The organism is Paraburkholderia sp. GW821-FHT02A12, from assembly GCF_059422005.1.
The window spans coordinates 1-26875 of sequence record NZ_JBWKWA010000001.1 but is presented as its reverse complement, the minus strand read 5'-3'; the positions used below and the strand labels follow the sequence as shown (position 1 = coordinate 26875).

The following is a 26875-nucleotide window of genomic DNA, read 5'->3' as shown; positions in this document are numbered from 1 at the left end:
AATCTTTAGGTTCTTCAATGAATGTGTTGCAATCGAAAATGGAGGCGAGGGATTACCTTGGAAGAAGAGCGCAAGGCGGGGATAATCCTCATCGTTTCGTTCGAAAAGAGACTAAATAAATATCCAAGATGCATAGGGGTGCATGAATGTTGAAACTTAGTGTTGTCGCCGTTGTTTCCTCTTGCCTGTTCGTCTTGTCTGGCTGTGGCAGCAAGCAAGACGCGAACAAAAGCAACTTTCAATCCGCTATCCAGGACTACCTCGATACCACGAAGGGCGTTTGCGTTATGCTGCCGGCAAAGGACGTGCCTTTTACCCTTCAGAAGACTGGCGGTATGAATTTCATTAACGAACCGGAGAAGGCTGCAGCCTTGGTGCGCGCCGGTTTGCTCTCAGCGAAAGACACTGAGGTGAAAGCCGCCTTCGGCAACCAAATGGTTGCCGGCGTCCAATATTCGCTGACCGATGAAGGCAAGAAGTATCTAGTCAAAGGCGCTGCCGGCAATCTCGGTAACTGGGACGCGTTTTGTGGCGGAAAATACAAAGTAAAGGAAGTGGAGAACTTCACGCAGCCGGCAGATATGTTTGGCACCAAGATATCGCAGGTGAACTACACCTACGTCGTGGACGACGCGCCGAACTGGCTCAAGCAATCAGCCATTCAGTCCCAGTATCCGAATGCCAAAGCCGGCCTTGACGAACCGGCACCCTACAAGGCAGTTTTGGTTGCGACCAATGAAGGGTGGATGCACGAGCGCTTGTTCAAGAGCAAGGGCGGTTGACTTGGCGCAGCGGGCAACTCGCGTCCCATAGATGGCCGCGCTTTTGACGCGGCTGCTTCGGTGGGCCTTTCTTTGTAGCGAGGTCGAACAGGCATCGAGGGCAAAGTGAGGCCAACCGCTCGTTCAAGTTCGCGACGTAGCTGCCGATATTCAGAGTGCCGTCTTTGCATTCAAATAGGAAAAATAAAATGCGCACTCTGGTCTCCGGTATCGCCGCTGTGTTGGCGCTCGCTATTCTTTCTGGATGTTCAACGACTCAAAACGTCACCACTGGTCCGCAAGCGAAAGGCTCGCCGATGACAACAGCGTGCTTTACCGCGCACGGTGGCAAGTCTGCTGACATGGACGCGGCAATCCAACGCAACCTGGAAAATCATGGTGTGTCGGTATCGCTTGTGCCGGCATGCGACAAGGCGGACATGAATGTCACCTACACCGACAGCTGGTTTTGGGACATCGTCATGTACCTGCGTTCGATGGACATTCGCTTTTACAAGGCACCCAATGGCGGCCTTATCGCGTCAGGACATTGGAAAAATTCCGTGTTGCACCAGTTTCCCAATGCTGACGGCGTAGTGCAGGACCTGATGGACGAGATGTTCAAGCAAACCGGCGAGCCATCGGCCGTCCGAACGAAAGCAGCAGCGAACTGACGCCCCCCACGGGTTTGTCACTCACCGTGCGGCAACGCGTCCGTCGGCGAGTGATGTGCCGGTGGTGTGCCGGAATATCTTGCAACACGTTGACGTGCTCCGCAGCCTAGAGAAAGGAATGCCATGAAGAGAATTTTACTGGCAGTGGCTCTGATGAATTTCTTTTGCGCTCACGCCCAGGAATCACCGTCTGGTCCCATCGCGCAAGCGAATGCAGCTACCCGGTTGTTCATGGACCTGTGCATTCCATCCGCTGGGGACACTGCAAAGCTCCGCGAGCTGGCAAACCATTACCATCTACGCCATACCGACGTTTCGTTCTCGCAAAAGGTGCTTCGTGGGAAACCCGGCGAAGTATGGTCTGCTTCGAGTTCCGTTGGTCAATATGTGGTGATTTCGCAGCCTGACAATTCATGTTCCGTTTGGGCGAGGAGAGCCGATGCGGCTGTATCAATCGACCAGTTCAAACGCATTGTCCTCGGAACGCAGCGACCTGGGCTCCTGGTGAAAGTTCTTGAGGACAGGGATATTGAAGGACAGGGCGGCACCTATCACTATCTGTCCTACCTCTTGTCAAAGGACGGCCGGCAAAGCGGGCTGTATGCGAGCGCTATAGCGTCAGCGTCACCGACTGCAGAGGTGCAGGTCCGCTTGAGGCTCATGCCAGCAAAAGCCGAGTAAGGTAGCATCGGTGGGTTCCCGGACTCTAACAGGGCCGCTGTGTCATGATGACAAGAGTGGAAACTCAAAAGGCGGTTACATGGCCCATCTGCCACAGGAGGTCAAAGTGACTGATGACAATGGGTTAGCTGGCAGCCCCGAGCACGTACCGGAACCGCTGCGAACGCTCGCCGAATATTTAGAGCGGGCTCTCGATAGCGCCGCGAGCATCGTGATGATGCGCCCCACCAGCGGTGTCTGTATCGTGTATTTGGGCGACCCTACGGGTCTGCGTGAAAACCTGAAGCAGATTGGCACGATTGCAACTTCGCTTGCAAACGAAATGCTTGAATTGACCTCTTCGGGCGCGAATCAGATGCATGTCGGTGGTCAGGCCTATCGCTTTGTCCGCAGCTTCACGCAGGTCGGCGACATGGCGGCAGTCGTCTTTTCCGCAGATTAGCCGCGGGGCATCGCTTGCAGGGTGAACGGCCGCGTTGGCGAGTCGCAGGTGACACGACGTCGTGCGGGCACGTCGAATCGTCGTCGTGGCAACTTGGTCGGGGTCGTACGGTCCAAGAGCCGTGGCCCATTGGCCGCCCTCTGCGGGTGGCGATGTCGTGCCACCGCTGCACGCCCATCGGGCTCAACGGAGGACCAGTGTATCTAAGACGACATTTGGCATTGCTGCTGTCACTGATAGCTTTGGGTTCAACCGGAGCATGGGCGAGCGATATTCAATGTGCAAGCACGCGGCAACCGGCTGAGCGCGTGATATGCGACCACGCCATCCTGAACAATGAATACGACGGTATCTTCGCGCAGCAGCGGGCTCTGCTGACCAGTGGGAAGCTCTCGCCCGAACAACTCGCCCAGTGGAGGCAATCGCGCGACGCTTGCACTGACGTCCATTGCATCGACAGGGTATTTGCTCGGTGGGCGGCGATGGCCAAGGCTGTCGAAACCAATTCCCGCGCTGCAGTGGCTCCGGTTATGGCCTCTGCTACTGCCATGGCCCCTGTCGGACCTACGTCGGAAGCAATTGTCCTCCCCACTTCCCAAGCATTGCCGACATCGGAAGCATCTCTCGTTCGTCAAGGGAGTGCCGCCGGCGTGGCGCTTCCGAAACCCGTGGAGACTCAAGCCTCTTCACCTACGGTCGCTTCTGCTCCTTCTAGCGCAAGTGAATCCCGCAGCGCGACCGGCATGAGCGCCGGCTTGATGGCGGCATTGCTTGTCGCTGTTGGATTCGGCGCTCTCTTCCGACGCAGGAGGAGCGGTGGAAGTACCGGGGAACCACCCAGTAATGCTCGCGGCAAGGACAAGCCTTGAGCGGACCGCGTTGAAGTGCACGGAGCGCGGCGACGCAGTCGTGTGATTTTCGGTGATACGCCGCTCCCGTCCATGCACTAGCATTTTCCTGTGCGCCCATGGCATATTGCGGCCACGTTCATAAGGAGGTCACCTGATGGCAACGGCTTTGGAAGCAATCCAGGCGAAGATTAAAAAACTGCAGGCCCAAGCGGATGCGCTGATTGCAAAACAATCGTCGGGCGTCATCGAAAAGATTCGCGAGTTGATGGCGAAGCACGGCCTGACCACTGCCGACATTGACGCGCACTCTGACCGCAAGCGGCGCGCCGCGAAGGCAGTTGTTAAGACCATGAACAATGGCAGTGTTGCTGCGGTCAAGTATCGCGACCCGAAGAGTGGTGCAACTTGGACCGGACACGGCCGGGCACCAAGTTGGATTGCCGCCGCGAAGAACCGAGACAAATTCCTGGTTGATGGAAGTACGGGGACAACGAAACCGGCTTCCGTTAGCAAAGCGAAGGCTGCTGGCAACTATGTCCGTGGGCCGCAGCCGGCGATGTACCAGGACCCAAAGTCGGGCGCGACGTGGAGTGGACGCGGCCGCGCGCCGGCGTGGATTGCCGAAGCCAAAGACAGGAGTAAGTTCCTGATTGCAGGTGGTGTTGAAGCAACTGTTGCGACGAACGCAGCTGTTGTGAGCAAGACGAAGGCTGCGGTGAAGAAGGCGTCGAAGGCAGTTGGCGCGACTTCTTCCAAGGGTCAGCCGAAAGGTCCGCAGCCGCCTAAGTATCGCGACCCGAAGTCCGGCGCGACCTGGAGCGGACGCGGTCCAGCTCCGACATGGCTAGCCGGTGCGAAAGACCGGACGAAGTTTTTGATTGATGCCGTTAGCGGACCTGCGGATTCTAGCGTTGCGAGCAAGCCGAAAGCCGTCGCGAAGAAGCCCGCGACAAACACGGCGGTAGCGAAGAAGGCCATGGCGCAGAAATCGGTTGTCGCTAAGAAGGTCAGCGCGACGACGAATGTCGCGGCCGCGCCGGAAGATGCGGCTGCTTAGTTGAGCGTGTAAGCGGGTTCACAGAGCTCGTTTTTCGTTGCGCCAGCACGCGCGAATGGCGTGACTTACCTCGAGCGCACCTGCAATGCGTCGAGACGGGCGGCGCATTTCGCGTTGCCGCATCCCACCTCGCGATGGTGCTATCGGAAAGAGGCAGGAACGAGCGAGCTTACTTAGTGCTCAGTCGCCCCGATGGTAGATGCAGTTCCGCCCGAGCGTGTGCGATATAGGCCAAAGGCAGTAGTTGCTGGCTGCCGGTCAACCCGCGGACGGCGGTCAGTGACTGGTACGCCGTCGCTGCATATTGCAGGCCAGCAGCAGTGGCCACTGAGGCGGTCCCGACATCTCCCGATTTTATTGCTAGACCAGTTGCAAGCAATGGCATTAGCGACCCAAATGCTATCTTGGTCCAGTTCGGCCTCATGGCATCGACTAGCTCGTCTACTTGGTGTCGTGACTCATCGATTAGCTGCTGAGTCGCGATGAGTCGATGCTCTACATCGTCCAATTCGGCAATGAATGCACACCGCGCCTCCACGAGCTGGCGCAGTGTGGGGAGCAAGTGACCGTAATGCTGCTTAAACGCGACCAACTGGTCCAAGGTGACTGGCTCATCGGGAAATGGTAGGAGCGCAGTCAGTACGACCTCCCGAGCCTTCTGCCGGTGCAGAATGCGTTTCTCGGTTCGTGGGTGATTGCGCACGCCAAACAAATTCGCAAACGCCAATTTGTTTGTCACGGGCGCAGCATCAATTTCCGGGATGCTGCCGAGACACGATGCGAGGTATGCCATGAAAATATTGGCAACCGGTTCATCGACGTCGTACCACGAATAGTTCACCCGCGTGGCCAGACCCCGGTCGACCAGATACTCCGGAATATTTCCGAGCTTTTCGACATGTATGCGCATGCGTCGTACGTCGTGTTTCCTAGGTAACACATGCTTTCCCCGCATCTGCCGGTCCACGAGTTCCACAAACAGCTTCTCAAACTCGTCCATGTATCGCAGATACTGTGCCGGAAATAGCTGCTCGACCATCCCCGCCTGCACTAAGCTGCGCATGAAGTCGTCGAGCGACTCGGGGCGGTCGATGTACTCCATTGGTACGATAGACGACAACTTGTCCCAATAGAGCAGGGTCTTCATTGTCCAGCGCTCGTTGGGAACCGAGATATAGGGAAAGTAAAGCGCGTTGTTTCGCATCTTGGGCCGAGAGAATTAGCAGCGGAGGTCTCACATGCTAACAAGCTTCCGCGTGAGGCATCTTAACTACGTCAGACCGCAAACAGACCCGGATTGCGCAGCCTATAAGTTTCATTGCTGCGTCGGCGAATGCGTCGATTTTTGCGGGTGCTTTCTACTTCCGCTTGCTGCACCTGTCTATCAGCTACGCCGCGCTCGCGGTTAGGCGGTCAATATTGGTTGTGACGAGCCGGATATGCGCATGCCGCGCTATGCCATAGGCATCGCGCGGCCGGCACCTGTGTTCTGGACGCAGCTAGAGCGCAGAAGCCGCGTGTCGTGGGTGACTCTTTACACCCGACACCGAAGCGTTATGCGTTTCGAATCAAGATTCGCCCCATCTGCTTCCGCATCGCTCCTTGCTTCTGGCCCGCGACGCTGGCGGGCTGGTCTTCTGGTCTTTTGAAGACCCACGGTAGATAATGACGCGGCAAACCTTACATCCTGTGACGGTTTTCTCCTGCAAGACATGTAAAAAATAGCGCTGCTGACCGTCCCGGTCAGCTGAGATTATTTTGGATGGACCGGAGCATCGCCGCCAGAGCCGATACAACAGTCTCCGGTCGTCGATGCGCAGACGGGGGCATCGTGATTCAGACAGATTACGGGTCGTTTGATGGCACAAGCTGGGAGCAACTGTGCCAGTTAGCTTTCAAGCTCAAGTACGGAACGGCGTACCAGCACATGCCGGCGTCGCCAGGGGACTTCGGCATTGAAGGTTGGACAACCGACGGACTTGGGTTTCAGTGCTACTGTCCAGAAAAGCACTATACGCAGAACGAGCTATACGAAGCCATCCGCGACAAAATCACGGAAGACGTGGGGAAGCTTAAGCTCTATGAGACTGAAATCGCGGAGCGTATCGGCTCTACAAAAATTCAGAAATGGCTTCTCGTCACGCCAATCGTTGAGCACAACAAGCTTCACAAGCATGCTCGTAAGAAGGAAAAGGAGGCTCGGGCGTGGGAGGTATCCATCCTCACGCATGACTTCGGCATCTACATTCAGGACGCGGGCTTCTATGCGACCGAGTTCGAGCAATGCAAGCGCAACGAGGGGGCTTCGTTGCAACTTGGGCCCGCACTATCGCCTGCAGAAGTGCTAACGCAAGCACCAGAAGCGTATGACCAGCTCATTGACCGCAAGAATCGCGTACGTCTTAAGAGTAAGCAGGGTAGCCCGGCGTTCGAACAAGCGCTCGTCAAGCTGAACCAAATTACTGAAGACAAGTTTCTTCGGTGTGACCATCATCTCGCCACAATCGAGCGAGCTTCACCGCAAGCCTACTATCAAATCATCCGCATCATTGGCCACTATGCTGATGAGTTGGAGGAGCTGAAATACACCTGGGCGGGCGAGCCAAACGAACTCGTTGATGAAGTCAAGGCCCAGCTTTGCCAGCGCATTGAAAGTGAGCTTGTCGGCAGAGTGACGTTCAGCGACGCCAAAAAAATTTCCGACCTCGTCGTATCGCGATGGCTCGCGGTGTGCCAACTGGATTTCGCGGAGTCCCATCAATCATGACTTCCCTTGCATTCAAGGTGCGTCCGTCCGCCGTACTTCCAGACCACCGACCGTTGTACAAAATCACGCAGGTCCTGCTGATTCTATTGCTGGCGTCTCGCGGGAAGAAGTCAAGTTTCGTCAGGCTACAGCTCTTTAACTGGGCACTCAAAGACGAGGCACGGCGCAACAAGCTGGCGCTGGCGTCGGTGAATAAAGAGATTGAGTTTCCGGCATGGGGGCTCGACCCGACTCTGGATACCGCTCTAGCATTAGCGAAAGCCGATGCTCTTGTCGCGACAACTGCCAAGGTGGTCGAGCTCACCAAGTCGGGGCGGGAATTCTGCGAGCGTGTGCTGCAAGAGCATTTGTACGAAGAGGACGCCGCCTACCTGCGTAATCTTGGGACGTCTATTACAGAGACGATGGTGGACGCTATCGTGAACAGGTGGGCTTAACATGTTCATCCGTGCAATTGAGATTCGAATTAATAGCAACGGGGAATCGTTCGGGTTTAGGTGTCGGCTTGAGCGGGGACTCAACATCATCAAGGGACGGAATTCCTCCGGAAAGAGCACGCTGGTCAATACGCTTTTATACGGAATGGGGCTGGAGGAACTGGTTGGCGCAAAGGGTGAACGCGTCCTGACCTCCGCCGTCCGAGATAGTTTTCAATACGACGGCACTACGCGACGCATCGACGAGTCAGCTGTGTTGGTCGAACTGCAAAACGCAGCCGGACAAATCGTGACGTTTAAGCGTCCAATCCGCAATCCGGCCAAGGCGACGAAGCTGGTAGAGGCATTTGAGTGTCCCCTCATTACGCAACAGCCGGCGGCCGAAATCGAGGCAAAGCCGCTCTTCGTCCATGACGCCGGCTCCGCGTTGTACGAACAGGGGTTTCTGCGATATTTCGAGACGTTTCTAGGGATGAAGCTTCCTCGCGTTCAATCGTCGACGGGTGGTCTAACAAGGTTGTATCCCCAAGTCGTCGCAGCAGCTCTCTTCATTGAACAGAAGCGCGGATGGACCGACTACATCGCGAACATCCCGTTTTACCAGATTCTTGGCGCGCCAACGCGAGTGGTTCAATACCTGCTGGGCTTGGACAACTTTAAGCTCGAGGAGGAGAAGGCGCTCAACGAGCAGTTAATCAACCGACTTCAAACCAGCTGGACCGACAACGTAGCTGACCTTCATGCAACTGTTCGCACGGCTGGCGCTACGATGCGTGGCGTGCCGAAGGCACTTCATCTTTCGTTCGAACCTCAACACGCGTCGCTATGGGTCAAGGTCGAGGGCGAGGATGTTCCGGTGCCTAGCGCCGTGTCGACCAAGACCACCCAGTGGCACGTGATTGAGGACCGCAGGAAGCAAGGGCCTGTTTCCGCTTCTCCGGACGTCATCGAGCTCATTGATATCGAAACAACAAAGCTTGACACGCTCATGGCGAGGTATGAAGCGTTGTCGAGTGAGTCCAGATTGCGTACCCGTAGCTTGACTGAGTTTCGAGAGCTCCTGCTGGAAGCTGAGTCTGACTTACGGAAGAACAAAACGACTCGTAAGTTGCAGGAGTTGGGTGCGTCCATGCAACTCGCGACTGCGGAGGGGCACTGTCCGACGTGCGGCTCCGAGGTCGAAAATACCCTTGTGCCGCACACGGATGGCGTCGCGCCGATGGACCTTCAGTCGAACATCGACTATCTGGAGGCCCAAATACGGATGCTCAAGCGACAAATATTGGGGCTGGAGAGCTCGCTGAGCGAGAGCGCCGGTTCGCTCTTTACGCTCGCCAAGGAGGCGAGCGAGCAGCGCAGCTACGTTCTTAATCTGCGAAAGAATGTCTCGCAGTCAGACGCAACTCTGGAGGCGGACATCAGAAAGCAGATATCGCTGGAAAACGATATTAGGGTACTTCAGGCCGCGCAGTCTCGCCTCGTCAAGTTCTTGGAACGAGCGGGTGAGCTGTTGACGCAGCTCACGGACGCGCATGCCACCCAGAAGAAGTTTCCGAGTGACTTGTACACCAAAGCCGACCACATCAAGATATCACTCTTCGAGAAAAACTTCCGCGCTAACGCCCAGTCCTTCGGCTATACCAGCGCGGAGATTGACGAAGTCCGAATCAACACCGGCACGCTCCTGCCAGCCTTGGGCGACATCACCTTGCGCGCGGTTCTGCAGAAGAACGTCAAATCGGAATCTTCTGCGAGCGACTTTGTTCGACTCATTTGGGCGTTCTTGCTGGCAATCTATCAGACATCGTCGTCGCGCGACTTCCCGGGGAATCATCCCGGCGTGCTTCTTTTTGACGAGCCTGGACAGCATTCCATGAGCGAGCACAGTCAGAAAGCCTTGGTGAACATGCTTAGCGGCTCACGCCAACTCCAAAGTGTTCTGGCAGCATCATTCGATGAGAGCGCGCAGTTGTTCGAAGAGGTGACTGAGGGCAGCAAGTTCCACCTCGTCGAGTTACCCGAGAAAATCGTCGGTCCGCTCGACCACAACGGAGTAATGTAGCTCGTCGGGGTTCGTGCTTGATTCCTCGTCAAAGTGCATCTGAAAAGAGAGAGGACGAAGGCTGTGCAACCACCGCTTGTTAGCACTAGCGTCGCCGATACACTACGACTTCATTGTGGCCGAATCGCCGTATGACGAAATGCGCCTCGCATCAAACGCAATATCAGCTTCAAATGAAATCTGAGAGAAAGTTGGACGGGGGAAAGCTTGCCGCCGCCTGACCACATGAATTGGTTTCACGTTCATCCGGACGTCACGACTGAGGAAGGTAAGGTCGTAACTATCGTTGAATTCGTGCATCAACCAGACGCGAACGTGCTGTCGGTATGGGCGAAGCACTTTCGCGAACACTATTGTCTCGATGACGACATCGACATACTACGGTCAGGAACCGATTTATCTCGAACCGACTTTCTGAGACAGTTGGTTTTCCCTAGCACTAACGTGCCACCGGGGCCCTCTGTGCGCAGTGGCGATTTTGCCGAGATTTTGGTCTCCGACTTTCTCGAATATAGCTTGGGACACTGGGTGCCAAGATGGCGCTTCCTGGGAAAGGATTCGCCGAACGAGTCTGTGAAAGGGACCGACATCATTGGCCTGAAGCGCTCTGACAACGGGAATTCCAACGAGGATAAGTTGACGACGTTCGAGGTCAAGGCACAGCTTAGCGCCAGCCGCCCAGCGAGTCGACTGCAAGTCGCCGTTGACGATGCAGCGAAGGATAAGGTTCGGCAGGCGTACACGTTGCTGGCAATGAAGAAGAAGGCGCACGCCCTTGGCGATGTTGACAAGGTGCAGTTGGTTGAGCGATTTCAGAGTAAGCCAGACCGGCCCTTCATTGAGCAAACGGGGGCGGCCACAGTGTTGAACAATGTCGCATACGATGAGGCGCAAATAGTCGCAACATCAACTGCGAACCATCCCGATGACGCGGTGCTACTACTGTTGGTGATTCGGGGGCAGGAAATGATGACGTTGGCGCATAGTCTCTATGAGAGGGCTGCAAATGAGGCCTGAGTTCAATTCGAGACGGTTGTATGGCATTACCCAGGCCAAAGCCCGGATGTATGAGTATTCGGTTCCCGAAGTGGACCACATTGACATCCCTGCAGCGACTCATCCGGAAGACCTGTTTGCCTTGGCTATCGGCATTGTCGGCGATGCAGCAGGCGAGCTCTGCGATGAATACATCGAGCGCGGTACGCTGCTCGGGGAGTTCGTGGCGGCTGACGGTCCCAACCTCAGATTCTGTGCGTCGTTCTTCTACGCTTACGTGGAGTCTAAGCTCGATTCAGACCTCGATGAAGAGTTGCTGACCCTCGCTGCCGCCACGTTTTATCTGGCCGAAACACCTGGAAGCAGCGTGGTCATAAGCAAGTACCTAGCTGAACGCCCTTTGGCGCCAGACGATTCGCTGGTGACCGTGCTGCGCCATGTTCTTCTGAACGACTGGCATGATGCTGACGAGATTCAAGAGGGGCGCTTTGGTCGATGGATTCAGCGGATGGTCCGCTCTGGCGCGGAGCTATTGGCCATCGAAGGACAGGACCAGCGAATCCTCTTGAGAAGCTGTGCCGAGTTGCGAGCGCAAGTCTACCGGATGGGGACGGCGCGTGAAATTGCATTTGTTGACCTGTGTATTGCAGTGATTCTGAGAAAGGTCGCCAACTCGAGCCGTCTCAGTTTGCCGCGATACTCACGCCTTGACGAAGAGGCATGGTCGGAGGTGCTTGGGAAGCCGGGATTCGTGACTGAACTGTGGCCTGCGCAGCGTCTTCTCGGGAAGGCAGGTCTCTTTTCGGGCACGTCAGCTGTGATTCAAATGCCGACAAGTGCCGGGAAAACGCGCGCTGTTGAGCTACTGATTCGAAGTTCTGTTCTGGCCAATCGTGCCCGTACAACGGTCATCGTCGCGCCGTTTCGGGCACTCGTGAGCGAGATATCAAATTCCCTTCGTGACGCATTTGCCGGAGAGCGCGTATCTATCGATGAGCTCTCCGACGTTCTGCAAATGGACTTCCTTGAGTCGCTTCGCGAGCTCCTTGGGGAAGTTATTCAGCAACGCCCACAGATTATCGTATTGACACCAGAAAAGCTCCTCTACGTTCTTCGACAGGAGCCGAGGATTGCAGCGGAAATCGGCTTGGTCGTCTACGACGAGGGTCATCAGTTTGACACGGGAAGTCGCGGCGTCACTTATGAGCTGCTTTTGACGACATTGAAGGAGCTACTGTCTTGGCAGGCGCAGATTGTGCTCGTGTCCGCGGTTATTTCAAATGGCGAACAGGTCGGCAAGTGGCTGATTGGCGAGCACGCAAAGGTCGTCGACGGCAAGGATTTAATGCCGACGCAACGCGCGGTCGCCTTCGCCAGTTGGCAACACCGCGGCGGTAGCGGGAGGCTTGAGTTCGTGCCAGTCGGTGACGGCGAAGAGTCCTACTTTGTGCCACGGGTAATCGAGTCGTTCGAGTTTTCTCTCCGCGGAAGAGAACGGACGGTGAGAACGTTCCCCAAGCGCGAAGACTCGTCAGAAATTGCCCTGTATTTGGGTCTTAAGCTCGCAGCGCAAGGCAGCTCGGCGATATTTTGTGGGCAGAAAGCGAGTGTGGCGGGGATGATTCGCGATGCTGTCGGCTATTTCGAGCGAGGACTTCCGTATCTGCCGCCTGCAGATGTGGCTGACGGAGTCGAGTTATCAAAGCTCGTCTACCTCCACGAACTGCACTTTGGGGTGGACGCGACCGCGACGAAAGGAGCACGGCTTGGTCTTCTCGCTCACCATGGCAACACCCCACAGGGGCTGCGGTTGTCAATTGAGCACGCTGTAAAAGAGGGGCTCGCGCCGTTGGTGATATGCACGTCGACCCTCGCTCAAGGCGTGAACCTTCCGCTGCGATACCTCATCGTTTCGACGCTGATTCAGGGGGACGAGCCGTTGACCACGAGGGCATTCCAGAACCTCATGGGACGAGCGGGGCGAGCGGGGATGCATATCGAAGGTTCAGTGATTTTTGCGGACACTCGTGTATACGACGGTCGTTTGATGCGCAGTGAGCGTTGGCGTTGGCGCAATGTCAACGGATTGCTTGACTCCGCACGGGTTGAACCGATTACAAGCTCGTTGCTTAGTCTGATTGACCCGATATGGAACGACGATAAGTCACAGGTGGTGCAAAACGCTTTTGATGCGATTGTTGCTTTAGTGGCAGATGAGGACAACGCGCTTGCACAACTGAGCGATGATTTGGACTATCTGGAATCCATCGACGCATCACCGAAGGAAGTCGCAACGCAAGTGCGGAAGAAAGCGCGGCTGGTGAATGCCGTTGCAAGCTTTCTGCAGTCGAGCAGAGGCAATATGGAGTTCGAGCAGTATGTTGAGGTCGCCCGCCGCCTATCCGCTAGCACTCTTGCTTACTCGCTTGCTACTGATGCACAGAGGGAAACACTAACTGATAGCTTTGTAGAAATTGCCCGCGCTGTTGAGCGGCGTGTCCCCGATAGGGACGCGCAGAGTCGCAATTCGCGGACTCTGCTCGGTTTGAATGCTCTGAACAAGATTGACCGCTGGTGTCAGGACCACGGCAACGAAGTGCTAGTGTCCTGAGTTAGAAGTTCGTTGAATCAATCTTCCGCTCTATCCGAAATGACGAAATGCTGATTAAAAAGCCGCTCGGACTCGCGCAACCCTTCTTCGGTAAAGATCACGGATTTCGTCTTGTTGACCGGATCATCAATGAAGCCGCGTTCGTAGAGCCGATTTAGCACATCCCAGTCGAAACCCTTCCATGCGCGGTATCGATCATGCAGGGTCAGGTAGAGGAGTGCCAGGGCGACTTCATCAATTGCATCGGTATTGATTTTCATGGTGCTACTCCCGCGGCCTTACGAACCCGCACACAAAACCGTTCGAGGCTGGCCAGGATCTCGTCAGCCGACTTGCTCCAGGCAAACGGCTGGGGATTAGCGTTATAGGTGTCCAGGTAATGACGAATCGCGTCTTCGAGCTGACGTGTCGATCGATGCGTGCCGCGTCGAAGGTATTTTTCAGTGAGCGTGGCGAACCAGCGTTCGACCTGATTAAGCCAGGACGCCGAAGTGGGCGTGAAGTGAACATGGAAGCGAGGATGGCGAGCGAACCAGGCTTTGATCGAGGGTGTTTTGTGCGTCCCATAGTTGTCCATCACCAGATGCACATCCAGACCGGATGGCACGCTGGCTTCGATGGTACGCAGAAAGCGCAGGAATTCGCTGCTGCGATGGCGCCGATGTACCTCCCCGATCACTTCACCAGTAGCAATGTCCAGCGCAGCGAACAGCGTGGTCGTGCCGTGGCGCATGTAATCATGCGTGCGTCGCTCAGCGATGCCGGGTGCCAGTGGCAATATGGGTTGCGTGCGGTCCAGCGCCTGAATCTGGCTCTTCTCGTCCACGCACAGCACCATGGCCTTGAGCGGCGGATCCAGATAAAGCCCGACGATATCTCGCACCTTGTCGACGAACATCGGATCGCTGGAGAGCTTGAACGTTTCCTGCCGATGCGGTTGCAAACCAAAAGCACGCCAGATTCGCGTGACTGCGGTCTGCGACAATTTCATCTCATGAGCCATCGTGCGCGTGCTCCAGTGAGTAGCTCCGACAGGAACGGACTCGAGCGTCTTCGCAATGACAGCATCGACGCGCGCGTCATCGATCGTTCTCGGCGCGCCGGGCCGAGGCGCATCAAGCAGTCCGTCCAGACGGTGGATCACGAACCGCGCCCGCCACTTCGAAACCGTTTGCTGAGTGACCCGCTGTTTCGCCGCAACTGTCTTGTTATCCATACCATCGGCACAAGCCAGTACGATGCGCGCCCGCAATGCCAGGGCCTGTGCCGTCTTGCGTCGCATCGTCAGCGCTTGCAGTTGTTCGCGTTCCGATTCGCTCAGCACGAGTTCTCCTTTGGGCCGTCCGCTCATCGTTACCTCCCGTATCAAGTGCCACACAAGACACTTTAGTACGGGATTGACATCTTTCAATGAATTTCTAACTCAGGACACTAGCTGCGCGCAATCAGAGCGAGTTGCTGGCGTCAATCTGGCCGATTTTGCAGGTCGTCGCAGAGGACGACCTCTTCGCTCGTTGCATCGGGAAGAATCAGTTGTTAGACGTGGCGCAACTCTGGTTATCCGGTCGACCGTACTATGAGATTGGTCAGTTTATCCAACAAGCAGGGATTGCAAAGCGCCATGGAGAAGGCGCGCGTCGATTCACGCCCGAGGACGTCGTAGACATTTGTGATAATTGCTTTGGATATGAATTCTCTCTGTACCTGACCGCTCTCATTACCTATTTTGAACACAACAACGAAGGTGAGGCAGCCGCGACGATTGATTTGCTGAAGATGCTTCAGAGCGGGCTGAAGTATGGCCTTCCTGACGCACTCTCGGTCGCTATTCTGGAGTCAGGGCTTTCAGACCGTATGCTCGCACAAGCGCTTCGGCCGCAGCTGGAGGGCGTCTTTCCTTCGAGAGCAGCTGTTGCCGCATATATGCACAACAACGAAGCGCCAATCCGGCGGATTCTAACGCGATTTCCGTCCTATTTCGAGGGCGTGTTTGCGGCTCAGCTCGGCGCTTGACGAATGTGTACATAGACGCGAGCGTCACGGCTTCTCGCGTTCGTGTTGCACCCAGCTGCCCGTCGGCTGACTGCCAGTTGGCCGACGGGTTTAGTCGTCTCAGGTCCTCTCCCACCGTGTGCTCCGCATCTCTGTGTTCACCTCTTCGTTGCACGCTGCTTAGCTGTTCGGCAGGATGGCGCCTGTTGCGACCCGCTCGGCATCGTATGAGCCCATGGCCGAACTCCAGAGTGCCGCCCCGGCCGTGGCGATATCCTCCCAAACGTCAGCGGGAACTTGTCCGTCTATTCTCGCAAGCGTACGCGCGAGAATGGCCAGGGCGGGCATTGGCCCAGGGGCATCATCTGAAGCAATCGCGCCCATGCGGGAGCCATCGCTGGTTCCATGTCGCATACCTCACCAGAGCTGAAGAGGACAGGATGCAAAATCCTGCGCGTTCCAGCAAGGCGATTCTCGATTCCGGCGTCGACTGGTTTGCATACTGTGATTGTTGTCCCCGGCGTTGCCATGTACAGCAAACTGCTGTCAACGTACCTAGGCTGTCTTGTTCACGATTGGACTCATGGGGTGATGGTCAATCATCGAGCGAGCCAATTCGGCATGGAAGCCGCTGGTGCCGAGGAATATGTGAGCGGTCCGCGCCGACATGGTGGGATTCCGGAGGTCGCCGGGATAAAGAATGACCTCTTGGCGAAACCCGTAACCCACATTGTCGACAGCTGACAGCGTTAGCCCAATTTTTGTGTCTTTTACGAGCTGGTAAATCTCCTGCTGCTGCGGGACAGGTGTCCGCTCGCCGAGCGCGACCGACACGATGGCTTCTTGAGGAATATCCGCAGTGAAGACCGGGAACCCTCTCATGTCGGGCTTTTCCATCTTCTTGCAGTCCCGAAGGGGGCGCACAATCCGCACTTCTTGTTCGTATTTCCACTCGATAGACTTCGCGCAAAGCTCGGCCAAAGGAACAGGCTCGGACTTATACGAGTCGATGTGTTTCTTCGGACGCTCTTCAACGTACTCGACCTCGATTCGACCGGCGAAGAACTCATGGTCGGCGTCGAAGGCGATGACCGCACCTTGGTACTGGTCAGCGTAATGCGACCACATCAAGATTGAATTGGGAGCCTTCGACAGACAAAGAATGCCTATCTGATGATTGAGTTCATCGAGTATGTGTCGTGACGTGATATCGCTGGCCACCTGTCGGTCAGTGAGCTGAACGACCGCGACCAGCGGGGTCTCGCGCCGGGGCGCGTGGATGTCGAATGAAAAGCTGATTGGTTTTCCCGCCTGGTCAGCCGGGACGATTATCTCTGGCAACAGTTCGAATGGGTCGTTGAACGCGCCCGGCTGGGTCATGCGAATGGACCCTCCGAGTATCCTCTTTAACGTGTCGATGCCGACGTACTTGTGCAGCCGATGCTTGACCATCACTACCTCGTATCTAAGTGTCGAACGTACATTGAGTATCTGCGGGCCATAGTCCTTGTGTTCGAGGTCATGCGCAGTTTGCGCGAACGAAGCAATCGCGCAGCTGCGCAAGAGCGAAGCAAATCAGCAGGCGCGCACGGAGAAAAAAAGCGGTACATCGAAGTTTCTCTTCCTATACTCGACTGAGCATGTCGCCTATCGTGTCCGTAGGACTGTTGTATTATTCGGCGCTTCGCAAATTTCGCGCGCCTATCGTCGCGTAAATATTACCTAATCAGCTTCGGCCCATGCAAACCATGTACGCTCATATCGCGGGCGAAGTCCGCGAGCTGACACTGCCGCCGGTGCACGAAGAGGTGCTTCCCGGGCTTCCGTGGGGGGCATTCGACGAACTGATGACGCCAGCATATTGGCGCGGTCAGGCGTGGCAACACACTGAGTCTGGGATGTTCTGCGATTTCCGCCTCGGTCGTACCTTGCAGGAAGAGGTTGCGGCCTGCCTGCTCGGTGGCTGGGGCATGCCAGCAGAGTTGGCGCTGGCCGCCTACTCGCGCGTTCGCGAGAAAGACATGCTGCGCGCGGGCACAACGGCGCAAGAGCTTGAAGAGGTTCTGAGCGAACCGTTCACCTTCCATGGTCGAGCCCGTAAATACCGATTCATACGACAGAAAGCCAAGTATTTGAGCGGCTGTCTTCAGCGGTTGCACTCTTTCACTCCACCCGAGGACGACATCCTCTTCCGGGACCAGTTGAATGAGCTTCCCGGTATCGGGCTGAAAACAGCTTCGTGGATTGTTCGCAATCTGCGTCCGCAGAGTGAAGTCGCGATTCTGGATATTCACATCCTGCGCGTAGGCCAACATCTCGGTCTCTTCCCGGAAGAATGGCAACCTGAGACTCACTACCGGAAACTGGAGGCACGCTTCATTGCCTTTGCACGCGCGATTGATGTCTCGGCCGCGACCCTTGACGGACTGATGTGGGACCACATGCGCCAGCTCTCAGTCATTATGAGGAAGGCACAAGGACAAGCTGCCGAGCAACTCGACCTGTTCGGGAACGCCCACTGACCGACGTTGCTGCGCCTAAGCAAGTCAGGCCGACCGTCCGATAGCAGCCGCACCGACAGCAAGTAGCTGGTCGGCCCCGGGCAAACCGCCAACGACCTCGCTGCCAAGAATTCCCAGCGGGCAGAATCCTAGCCCGTACGATTCGGAAGCGAGCGCGAGTGTCTGGAGCAACGCTCCCGAATCACGCCACACCAGCGATTCGCTGTTCTCGTATGCAACCATTGGCCTCGCCATGTCGGCGATGAGCACAATGAACGCTCCATCAGCTGCCGGAAGCACGCGTTGGCATTTGCTCACCCAGCTTGTGCGCAGCACGGACGGGATGTGCAGTTCTTCAAGAACAGACTCGTCCGCGTTCACTCGATAGACGGCGACACCCGCAATCAACAAAACTGAGATTGGATGTAGTGCCCCCGCGGAAAGCGCGGGGCGGCGACTTCGCAGGAGCGGGTCGCCGTCCTTCCAAAACCTCGGCACCAGGGCGAGACGCAGCACATCGACGAGTTCTTCGAGCGGTGCTGATGTCATTTCTCGAGCCGAGCGTCGACTTTCGAAGACATCCAGGAAAGACCTCTCGGCCGGCGCGCGGTGCTGTCCAAAAGGTACAGTCCGCAAAATCGGCCAGGGATAGTCCTGAAACGGACCATCCCCCAGAGGCAGAGGGTCTTCAGTATGGGTCAACGCCGAGTTCCTCCAGGACCTCATAGTGCTTCGCACACCCTCGACACATTCCGCAAGCCTCATTGGCAACATGGCAAGAGTGTGCCCACGCGAGAACATCAGCGGGAACGCCTGAAGCCTTGATAAGCTCTGCGCCACTTAGCTCGATTGCCGGTGCGGCGAGCGCTATAGAGCCCTCCTGGCAGGCGAGGACAGCGTTCATCGCCGCCAGGAATTCCGGTTTGCCATCGGCATGCATTCCATCGGTACGAAGGGTTCCGATTAACAGAGTGTTCACGTTTAGCGCGACCGCTTTCATTGCGGCCAACGTGACTAACATCTGATTACGGAACGGCCACCATTCTGAAACCGGCGCAAGCTCAGACGCTGCTCGACCGGCCATGTCACCACTGCCGAGTGCTCGAAGGTCAGCTTCGATGACATGGTGTTCAATACCCAACGCTTCGCATACCGCGCCGGCTGCGCGCAGCTCGGCTTGTGCGGCACATTGACCATACGCGACCGTGATTGCGACCTCGGGCTTCTTCCAATACGCGATGGCTATCGAATCCATCCCACCAGATAACAGCAGGGCCGTTCTCATGCTTTCCATGCCGTGTGATGCAACGCGGTGACAAAGTCGAAGAAGACTTTGCAGATGGAGCCGGTGACCATCTTCAGGTCTTCCTCGGTTACCGACTGGGCAAGAACGTATACGGGGAGATTCTTCGCTCTGGCATATCCAGCCTCGAAGACAGTGCCCGCATCGAGGCCATCCAATATCGCAAAGACCCGGTCACACGTATCGAGCGCAGCCAGGTCCGCAGGTCCAACTACTTCTGCAGGGCCAGCACCGACGTCGTGCACTGGAGAAAACACCGTCAGCCCTAACTCGGTCAGGTAGCGTCGTGCTTCGTCGACAAGCCAACGCTGCCCCAGGTTGAAGAAGGGGCTTGCGAGATAGACCTTCCCCGGTACGGTTGACGCGGGCACGCGCTGCGCCTTTGAAAGCTCAGTAGCTGGTGCGGAGGGCAACGCCATTGTCTCCGCATACTCTGAAACAGCGCGCGAAGCCAATTCTGCCGCAGCCTCGGGGCTTTCGCGGTGTACGGCCCATCGTGCTGCAAACACAGCTGCGAAGACGTCTCCGGAGCCGATGGTCCACACGAGGTCGCTGCGGTACGCCGGAATCAGCGTTGGGTTCGCAGCCGCAGTATGGACATATGCGCCTACCGGGCCCGATTTGACAACCACGACCTCAGCGCCGAGCTGAATCAGCTTGGCAGCGGCTTTCACTGGGTCGGGCTCGCCCGCCATTGCAATGATTTCGCTGCGGTTCCCCACGATGGCGAGATGCTCGGTTTTACTGCCGTTATCCCAGAATGACTCTGGGTCAAATGCCGATTGCGGGTCGTACACACACCACGCGGCGTCAACTTTTGCCGCCCCCTCCAACATGCCGAACCGCAGCACCGCTTCGTCTTGCACTTCGATTGGCGCGTGCTTTGGGATGGAGGACAGCGCTGGCCGCAGCACCGGCGTCGACATGCAATGCACATATTCGAACGAAATCCCGGTCTCTGCTGGTGTCGTGACTAGGTCGAACTTGAAGACCTCCGCTGCCGTACGAAACTCATCCTCTAGTTCCTTGCAGGCATACGTGCGTAACGTCACCTTTCCGACGTGACCGACAATTGCCGTCGCGGCTCGCCCACCGGAGCCATAGATTTGGTCCCACGCCGGCCAGAGGCACTGTTCGTGATAAACGCCGCCGACTACGGTTATCGCATTCGACGTCATTTCAACCTCACTTTGACACTGCACGTTCCGCCCTGAACACTCAAGACCTCGGCAACATACTGTCTACCGCTCTGGATGCACTGAATGAATTGCAGCATGGAGCGCGACGTGATGGAGCCGACCGTGTTTCCGCCGAGGTCCTGCGCAACCAGGCGAGGAGGTGGTCCAGGAATGAACGCAACAGTCAGGAGGTAGCCCGTACGAGCGCTTCGAAGCGCGGCGGGGTTTACGGAATTGAGGCTCGTGACTTCTTCAATGACGCAGGGGTCGACGACCCCACCAACTCCGCCGCCGGCTCCGACCGGATTCGGCGCTACCGGTGCCTTTGGTTCAGGCCGCCAGTTCCCGCCACCACCACCACCTCCAGACATAACGACCCCTTTTGATTATTTAGAGCGGCCCACTAAACAGCAGGCACAAAACGACTCCACGCCTTGCTGAATCATTTGAATCAGGGCGTTAGTTTCGTGTTCGTCAGGTGAAAGCTTTGACGGTGATTCTAATTATTAATACGACGTAGTCAAATGAAAGTTTTTCTGTGAATCTGATGAAGGACAAAGATGCGTCGCCCAATTATCTGACAGGCGCGACACGCAGCGCCTCTCTCCCTGAAACATGGGTCGGGCAAACAGCCTTTGCAACGGGCTTCGAAGTCTCCGAGTCTTTCGAAGAAGCCCCGAGGACGGTTTGTTATTTTGTGCGGTGCGACATCGCGGCGACGACACAGCCTGCGTGAAACCAGGAAATCTGGAGGGAGTCGCAAAAAAGGGGCGCTGGAAGATGCTCCAGCGCCCCTTTGACATTAATTCTGGTTACGCCTTGTCAGGTAAGGCTCAGCGGCAGGTAGGAGCCCCCGTAACCAAAACTGAATCGAGGTCTGGTAACCAAAACTAATGCATCTCAGCATGTTGCGCAAATACGCCGCCCCCAATCGCCTCACTCACTCCACCGTCACCGACTTCGCCAGATTCCACGTTTTTGCCGGCGTCAGATAGGAGTGCATCAACGGCCGTCGCCGCCCGGAATCCTTCAGAGGCGATGGGCGCCGTGCGTCTATCTACAAACAAGCGCATTCGCTAGAGCAGCAAACCGGGTCACCACGACTACGATGTTCTGGCGACCAACGAAGCCTGTGCGTGAGCTGGGCGATGCTGTCGCAGGCGGAATCGCTTTCATTACTTTGGTCCGGAGCACAGGCGAGAAGCGCCGACCAGCGAAGGCAGCAGAAGTCGGGCTGAAAAGCCCCCCTATGATTGTTGCCCGGACCGAGAAAACGACGGCCGTCTCAAACGCTGTGACCGTCGTTCCTTCGGCTGTGACGCCAGTTGGGTGCCGTCATGTGAGCTATCGGAGCGCATCCATCGATAAATGTCTCAATGGATGCTTCCCAAAATCTCAGGTTATGGCTCCCGCTACAGAGTCCTCAAACATCAATATTCCCCGCCCTCAACGCATTCGACTCGATGAAAGCCCGCCGCGGCTCCACATCATCCCCCATGAGCGTCGTAAAGATGCCATCGGCCGCGATAGCATCCTCAATCTGCACACGAAGCAAGCGACGCACCGTCGGATCCATCGTAGTCTCCCAAAGCTGCCCAGGGTTCATCTCACCGAGGCCCTTATAGCGCTGCTTGGAAATATTCCGTTCAGCATCAGCCAGCAACCACTTCATAGCGCTCTTGAAGTCGGTAACAGCCATACTCCGCTCACCACGCTTGATCACCGCACCCGTGCCAATCAACCCCTTAAACGTATTAGCGGTATTGATCAGCTGTTGGTAATCCGCAGTCAGCTGAAAATCCTGATCCAGCACAGAAATCTTCTGATTCCCATGATGCGTCCGAGCGACGCGCAGCGAGCGCAACTCCCGCACCGGGTCATACATCGTCGTGACCTTAACCTCAGGCTTCAACGCATCATCCCGCAGCTTCGCTTCCAAAGCCTTAGCCGAACCCTCAGCCGCTTCCTCACTAGACAGGTCAATCCCAACCCCATCCATCACAGCCTCGAGCGCCCCAGCGTCATACAACCGGCTCAGACGATTCACGACAGCTTGCGCAAGCAAATAAGCCCGAGCCAACTCACCCAATGCATCCCCCGTAATCGGCGTAGCGTTTTCAGAAGCCAAAAGCTCCGACCCCTGCAACGCCAGCTTCAGGATGTGAGCATTAACCTCAGCCTCATCCTTCAAATACCGCTCATCCTTACCCGCCTTGATCTTGAACAGCGGCGGCTGCGCAATATAGATATACCCACGCTCGATCATGTCCGGCATCTGCCGATAGAAGAACGTCAGCAGCAGCGTCCGGATGTGCGCGCCGTCCACGTCAGCATCGGTCATGATGATGATGCGGTGATAACGCAGCTTGTCCAGGTTGTAGTCTTCCTTGCCAATCCCACAACCCAGCGCGGTAATCAAAGTCACAATCTGCTCCGAAGAAAGCAGCTTGTCATACCGCGCCTTCTCAACGTTAAGCACCTTGCCGCGCAGCGGCAAAATCGCCTGAAACTTCCGATCGCGCCCCTGCTTCGCCGACCCGCCTGCCGAATCACCCTCGACGATATAAATCTCTGACTTCGCCGGGTCCTTCTCCTGACAATCCGCCAGCTTCCCAGGCAAACCAACGCCATCCAGAACGCCCTTACGCCGCGTCATCTCACGCGCCTTGCGCGCCGCATCCCGCGCCCGCGCGGCATCAACAATCTTGCCGCAAATGATCTTCGCGTCGTTCGGCGTTTCCAGCAGGAATTCTTCGAGCGCCTTCGCGACCACATCCTCCACCGGCGCGCGCACTTCCGACGACACCAGCTTGTCCTTGGTCTGCGCGCTGAACTTCGGCTCCGGCACCTTCACCGACAGCACGCACGAGAGCCCTTCGCGCATATCGTCGCCGGACGTCTCGACCTTCGCTTTCTTCGCGACTTCGTGATCGTTGATGTACTTGTTCAACACGCGCGTCATCGCCGCCCGCAACCCGGTCAGGTGCGTGCCGCCGTCGCGCTGCGGAATGTTGTTCGTGAAGCACAGCACGTTTTCGTTGTAGCTGTCGTTCCACTGCATCGCCACTTCCACGCCCACGCCGTCCTTCTCGCCGCTCACGTGGAAAATGGTCGGGTGCAGCACGCTCTTGTTCTTGTTGATGTACTCAACAAAACCCTTCACGCCGCCCACAAACGCGAAATCTTCTTCCTTGCCGCTGCGTTGGTCGGTCAGGCGAATCCGCACGCCGTTATTCAGGAACGACAGTTCGCGAATCCGCTTGGCCAGAATGTCGTAGTGATATTCGACATTGCCGAAGATCGTGTCGTCAGCCAGGAAGTGCACTTCGGTGCCGCGGTTCTCGGTGTCGCCGATCACCTGAATCGGCGACACAGCCACGCCGTCGATCTCTTCGATCACGCGGTTCTGCGGCACGCCACGGTGGAATTCCATGAAGTGCTTCTTGCCGTCGCGGCGCACCGTGAGGCGCAGCCACGCGGAGAGCGCGTTCACGCACGACACGCCCACGCCGTGCAGGCCGCCGGACACCTTGTAGCTGTTCTGGTCGAACTTGCCGCCGGCGTGCAGCTCGGTCATCACGATTTCAGCGGCGCTGCGCTTCGGATCGTGCTTGTCGTCCATCTTGAGACCGGTCGGCACACCGCGGCCGTTGTCGGTAATGGAAATCGAGTTGTCCGCGTGGATGATCACCTGGATATCGTTGCAGTGCCCGGCCAACGCTTCGTCGATCGAGTTGTCCAGCACTTCGAATACGAGGTGATGCAGACCGGTGCCGTCCGATGTATCCCCGATGTACATCCCGGGACGCTTGCGCACCGCCTCCAGACCCTCGAGGATCTGAATCGACGAGGCGCCGTAGCTGTTATCGGGTTGCGAATTGTTCAGTTCAGTCATGGATTTTTTCCGGTTCTGCGTTACTGCAAGGTTGCTGCTCGGGACTTTTCAAAACACCATAAAAACGCCAAAGGGGCGCTGCGCCCCTTGGTGTGTTCTTGGTTTTTGGACGCGTTAGATGCGCATCGGCATCACGACGTATTTGAATTCGTCGTTCTCGGGAATCGTGATCAACGCGCTGGAGCTGGCGTCGCCCAGGCTCACTTGCAACATGTCGACCTTCAGGTTCGCGAGCACGTCGAGCAGATACGTGACGTTGAACCCGATATCGACGCTGTCGCCGTCGTATGCGATTTCCAGTTCTTCCTGCGCCTCTTCCTGATCGGCGTTGGTCGACATGATCTTCAACTGGCCCGGCTCGATGATGCAGCGCACGCCCTTGAATTTGTCCGAGGTCAGAATCGCGGCGCGTTGCAGCGAACGCTGCAGTTCTTCACGGCCGATCACGAACTGATTCTTGTGCGACTTCGGAATCACGCGCTGGAAGTCGGGGAATTTGCCTTCCACCAGCTTCGACACCAGTTCCACCTGGCCGAAGGTGAACTTCACCTGCGTGGGCGCGATGTCGATCTTCAGCGTGTCGTCGATGTCTTCCAGCAGGCGCTGCAGTTCCAGAATCGTCTTGCGCGGAATGATCACTTCCTGGCGCGCGAACGAGCCTTCGATCTTCATCGACGAGAACGCCAGACGGTGGCCGTCGGTCGCGACCGCCATCAGCTGGTCGCCGTCCACCACCAGCAGCATGCCGTTCAGGTAGTAGCGGATGTCTTGCTGGGCCATCGAGAAGTGGACCATGCCGAGCAACTGGCGGAACGTCTTTTGGGGAACCACGAGGTTCGCGCCGTAGTCTTTAGCCTGAGCGACGGTCGGGAACTCGTCGGCCGCCAGGGTTTGCAGCGCAAAGCGGCTCTTGCCGGATTGCACGGTCAAACGCTTGTCGTTCAGCGTGAGCGTGACCTGCCCGTCGGGCATGGCGCGCAGAATGTCGAGGAGCTTTCTCGCTGCCACGGTGGTGGCGACCGAATCGCCGCCCACGCCGAAATCCGCGCGCGTAGTGATCTGCAACTCGAGGTCGGTCGACAGGAACGACACGTCCGGGCCGTTCTTGGTAATCAGCAAATTGGCGAGGATCGGCAACGTATGGCGGCGTTCGACGATGCCGCTCACGGTTTGCAGCGGCCTGAGGAGGTTATCGCGTTCGGTCTTGACCAGTTGCATAGAGTTCCTTCGTTGATATGACGGCCTGCGCGCCTTGCCAGGCAGCTTTCCAGCACGCAGCCGTGGCTCCCCGCCGGCGCCACGCAGCGCCTGTCACGGCGTGAAATCCGCCCGCGGCCGCCGGGCGGTTAAACCTGTATTGTGCCTGAAAACGGAACCGCCTCACTAAAATGGGGGCGAGTTTGGAAATAAACAGGTCGATTTTTCCGTCCGGGCCGCTTAGCCCTTCAGGGTCTGCTCCAGCACGTGCAGTTCGTGGTTCAGTTGCGCGTCCTTGCTGCGCTCGTCGGCAATCTTGCGCACCGCGTGCAGCACCGTGGTGTGGTCGCGCCCACCGAACAATTCGCCGATTTCGGGCAAACTTTTCTGCGTCAGCTCCTTCGCCAGATACATCGCGATCTGCCGCGGCCGCGCGATGTTCGCCGGACGCTTCTTCGAATACATGTCGGCCACTTTGATGCTGTAGAAGTCGGCCACCGTCTTCTGGATGTTTTCCACGGAAATCTGCCGGTTTTGCACCGTCAGCAGGTCTTTCAGCGCTTCTTTCGTCAGTTCGATGGTGATTTCGCGGCCGTGGAACTTCGAGTACGCGAGAATCTTGCGCAGCGCGCCTTCGAGCTCACGCACGTTCGAGCGCAAATGTTTCGCGACGAAGAACGCGACGTCTTCGTTCAGGCTCACGAACTCCGATTGCGCCTTGCGCATCAGAATCGCGACGCGCATTTCCAGCTCGGGCGGCTCGATCGCCACCGTCAGGCCGGAGTCGAAGCGCGAGATCAGGCGGTCGTCGATGCCCGAAATTTCCTTCGGGTACGTATCACTGGTGATGATCACCTGCGCCTTGTTCGCGACCAGCGCCTCGAACGCGTAGAAGAATTCTTCCTGCGTGCGCGACTTGCCTGAGAAAAATTGAATATCGTCGATCAGCAGCAGGTCGAGCGAGTGGTAGTAGCGCTTGAAGTCGTCGAACGCCTTGCGCTGGTACGCCTTCACCACGTCGGACACGTACTGTTCCGCGTGGATGTAGCGAATCCGCGCGCCGGCCTTGTCCATCAGGAGCTGGTTGCCGATCGCGTGGATCAGGTGGGTCTTGCCGAGACCCACGCCTCCGTACAGGAACAGCGGGTTGTACGAGATGCCCGGATTGTCCGCGACCTGGATCGCCGCGGCGCGCGCCAGCTGGTTGGCCTTACCGGTCACGAAGTTGTCGAAGGTGAGCACGGGGTTCAGCTTCGAGCGCTCGTACATCGAGTCGTTTTCGCCGCTGTTGGCGCTCACGCTCTGGCCCGGACGCCACGTGCGGCGGGCGGCAGCGGCTTCGTTGGCGTCGAGGCTGGGGAGGTCGAGGTCGGCGGAATCTTCGGCTGCAGCCGCCGATGCGCGGGCGTTCGCATTCTGCTGCGCAGCCGCGTTGACGCCGCCGGCGCGCGCGGCCTGCGCCGCTTGCAC

General features: G+C 57.1%; 22 protein-coding genes. 12 read left to right on the top strand and 10 right to left on the bottom strand.

Features of this window, described 5'->3' with window-relative positions; all coding sequences use genetic code 11:
• Positions 1 to 146: 146 nt before the first annotated feature.
• The 5 genes from AC07WT_RS00110 to AC07WT_RS00090 all read left to right on the top strand — a co-directional run bounded on the left by AC07WT_RS00110 (position 147) and on the right by AC07WT_RS00090 (position 4466).
• Positions 147 to 782 (top strand): hypothetical protein, encoded by a 636-nt coding sequence (locus AC07WT_RS00110; RefSeq protein ID WP_494945607.1) that lies wholly within the window; start codon positions 147 to 149, stop codon positions 780 to 782.
• 188 nt (positions 783 to 970) lie between these two features.
• The gene (locus AC07WT_RS00105) at positions 971 to 1435 is read left to right on the top strand and encodes a hypothetical protein (protein WP_494945606.1); all 465 of its coding nucleotides are present in this window, start codon (positions 971 to 973) and stop codon (positions 1433 to 1435) included.
• Between the two features lie 123 nt (positions 1436 to 1558).
• On the top strand, positions 1559 to 2116 hold the full coding sequence (locus AC07WT_RS00100) for an NMCC_0638 family (lipo)protein (RefSeq protein WP_494945605.1): 558 nt from the start codon (positions 1559 to 1561) through the stop codon (positions 2114 to 2116).
• 79 nt (positions 2117 to 2195) lie between these two features.
• On the top strand, positions 2196 to 2558 hold the full coding sequence (locus AC07WT_RS00095; RefSeq protein WP_494945604.1) for a hypothetical protein: 363 nt from the start codon (positions 2196 to 2198) through the stop codon (positions 2556 to 2558).
• A 1005-nt stretch (positions 2559 to 3563) separates the two neighbouring features.
• Complete coding sequence (locus AC07WT_RS00090) at positions 3564 to 4466, top strand: H-NS family nucleoid-associated regulatory protein (protein ID WP_494945603.1); 903 nt, start codon at positions 3564 to 3566, stop codon at positions 4464 to 4466.
• Between the two features lie 169 nt (positions 4467 to 4635).
• On the opposite strand, the gene AC07WT_RS00085 is transcribed toward AC07WT_RS00090, so the two are convergent.
• Positions 4636 to 5613, bottom strand: coding sequence for a hypothetical protein (locus AC07WT_RS00085; RefSeq protein WP_494945602.1), 978 nt, complete (start codon positions 5611 to 5613; stop codon positions 4636 to 4638).
• 684 nt (positions 5614 to 6297) lie between these two features.
• Between AC07WT_RS00085 and AC07WT_RS00080 the strand changes: the two genes are divergently transcribed.
• From AC07WT_RS00080 to AC07WT_RS00060, 5 genes are all read left to right on the top strand, one after another.
• Positions 6298 to 7233 (top strand): hypothetical protein, encoded by a 936-nt coding sequence (locus tag AC07WT_RS00080; protein ID WP_494945601.1) that lies wholly within the window; start codon positions 6298 to 6300, stop codon positions 7231 to 7233.
• Positions 7230 to 7670, top strand: a complete 441-nt coding sequence (locus AC07WT_RS00075; protein WP_494945600.1) for a hypothetical protein — start codon at positions 7230 to 7232, stop codon at positions 7668 to 7670. Before AC07WT_RS00080 ends, AC07WT_RS00075 begins: the two co-directional genes overlap by 4 nt.
• Before the next feature lies 1 nt (position 7671).
• The gene (locus tag AC07WT_RS00070; RefSeq protein WP_494945599.1) at positions 7672 to 9732 is read left to right on the top strand and encodes a hypothetical protein; all 2061 of its coding nucleotides are present in this window, start codon (positions 7672 to 7674) and stop codon (positions 9730 to 9732) included.
• 225 nt (positions 9733 to 9957) lie between these two features.
• A complete protein-coding gene (locus AC07WT_RS00065) occupies positions 9958 to 10749 on the top strand; it encodes a Hachiman antiphage defense system protein HamA (RefSeq protein WP_494945598.1) in 792 nt (263 codons plus the stop codon).
• Between the two features lie 16 nt (positions 10750 to 10765).
• Positions 10766 to 13339, top strand: coding sequence for a DEAD/DEAH box helicase (locus AC07WT_RS00060; protein ID WP_494945597.1), 2574 nt, complete (start codon positions 10766 to 10768; stop codon positions 13337 to 13339).
• A 17-nt stretch (positions 13340 to 13356) separates the two neighbouring features.
• Here the strand turns inward: AC07WT_RS00060 and AC07WT_RS00055 are convergent, their stop codons facing one another.
• Both AC07WT_RS00055 and AC07WT_RS00050 read right to left on the bottom strand, forming a co-directional pair.
• Positions 13357 to 13599 (bottom strand): DUF6429 family protein, encoded by a 243-nt coding sequence (locus AC07WT_RS00055; protein WP_429259590.1) that lies wholly within the window; start codon positions 13597 to 13599, stop codon positions 13357 to 13359.
• The gene (locus tag AC07WT_RS00050; protein WP_492596519.1) at positions 13596 to 14690 is read right to left on the bottom strand and encodes an IS630 family transposase; all 1095 of its coding nucleotides are present in this window, start codon (positions 14688 to 14690) and stop codon (positions 13596 to 13598) included. The genes AC07WT_RS00055 and AC07WT_RS00050 overlap by 4 nt, the downstream gene beginning before the upstream one ends.
• Positions 14691 to 14794: 104 nt before the next feature.
• Here AC07WT_RS00050 and AC07WT_RS00045 point away from each other — a divergent pair, with 104 nt between their 5' ends.
• A complete protein-coding gene (locus tag AC07WT_RS00045) occupies positions 14795 to 15352 on the top strand; it encodes a hypothetical protein (RefSeq protein ID WP_494945596.1) in 558 nt (185 codons plus the stop codon).
• Between the two features lie 534 nt (positions 15353 to 15886).
• Here AC07WT_RS00045 and AC07WT_RS00040 read toward each other — a convergent pair.
• Positions 15887 to 16783 carry a DUF2971 domain-containing protein gene (locus tag AC07WT_RS00040; RefSeq protein WP_494945595.1) on the bottom strand — a complete coding sequence of 299 codons (897 nt, stop codon included), beginning with the start codon at positions 16781 to 16783 and terminating at the stop codon, positions 15887 to 15889.
• A 287-nt stretch (positions 16784 to 17070) separates the two neighbouring features.
• On the opposite strand from AC07WT_RS00040, the gene AC07WT_RS00035 reads away from it, so the two are divergent.
• Positions 17071 to 17853, top strand: coding sequence for an 8-oxoguanine DNA glycosylase (locus AC07WT_RS00035; protein ID WP_494945594.1), 783 nt, complete (start codon positions 17071 to 17073; stop codon positions 17851 to 17853).
• Between the two features lie 24 nt (positions 17854 to 17877).
• Here the strand turns inward: AC07WT_RS00035 and AC07WT_RS00030 are convergent, their stop codons facing one another.
• The 6 genes from AC07WT_RS00030 to dnaA all read right to left on the bottom strand — a co-directional run.
• A complete protein-coding gene (locus AC07WT_RS00030) occupies positions 17878 to 18534 on the bottom strand; it encodes a nitroreductase family protein (RefSeq protein WP_494945593.1) in 657 nt (218 codons plus the stop codon).
• A complete protein-coding gene (locus AC07WT_RS00025) occupies positions 18521 to 19117 on the bottom strand; it encodes a 7-cyano-7-deazaguanine synthase (protein WP_494945592.1) in 597 nt (198 codons plus the stop codon). Before AC07WT_RS00025 ends, AC07WT_RS00030 begins: the two co-directional genes overlap by 14 nt.
• Entirely contained in the window at positions 19114 to 20313 is a 1200-nt protein-coding gene (locus AC07WT_RS00020) for a PfkB family carbohydrate kinase (RefSeq protein ID WP_494945591.1), read from the bottom strand. The genes AC07WT_RS00025 and AC07WT_RS00020 overlap by 4 nt, the downstream gene beginning before the upstream one ends.
• 1423 nt (positions 20314 to 21736) lie before the next feature.
• Positions 21737 to 24208 carry a DNA topoisomerase (ATP-hydrolyzing) subunit B gene (gene gyrB, locus AC07WT_RS00015; RefSeq protein ID WP_494945590.1) on the bottom strand — a complete coding sequence of 824 codons (2472 nt, stop codon included), beginning with the start codon at positions 24206 to 24208 and terminating at the stop codon, positions 21737 to 21739.
• A gap of 114 nt (positions 24209 to 24322) precedes the next feature.
• A complete protein-coding gene (dnaN, locus tag AC07WT_RS00010) occupies positions 24323 to 25426 on the bottom strand; it encodes a DNA polymerase III subunit beta (protein ID WP_028197661.1) in 1104 nt (367 codons plus the stop codon).
• A gap of 219 nt (positions 25427 to 25645) precedes the next feature.
• Positions 25646 to 26875: chromosomal replication initiator protein DnaA (gene dnaA, locus AC07WT_RS00005; RefSeq protein ID WP_494945589.1), on the bottom strand; the 1230-nt coding region annotated here is incomplete at its 5' end.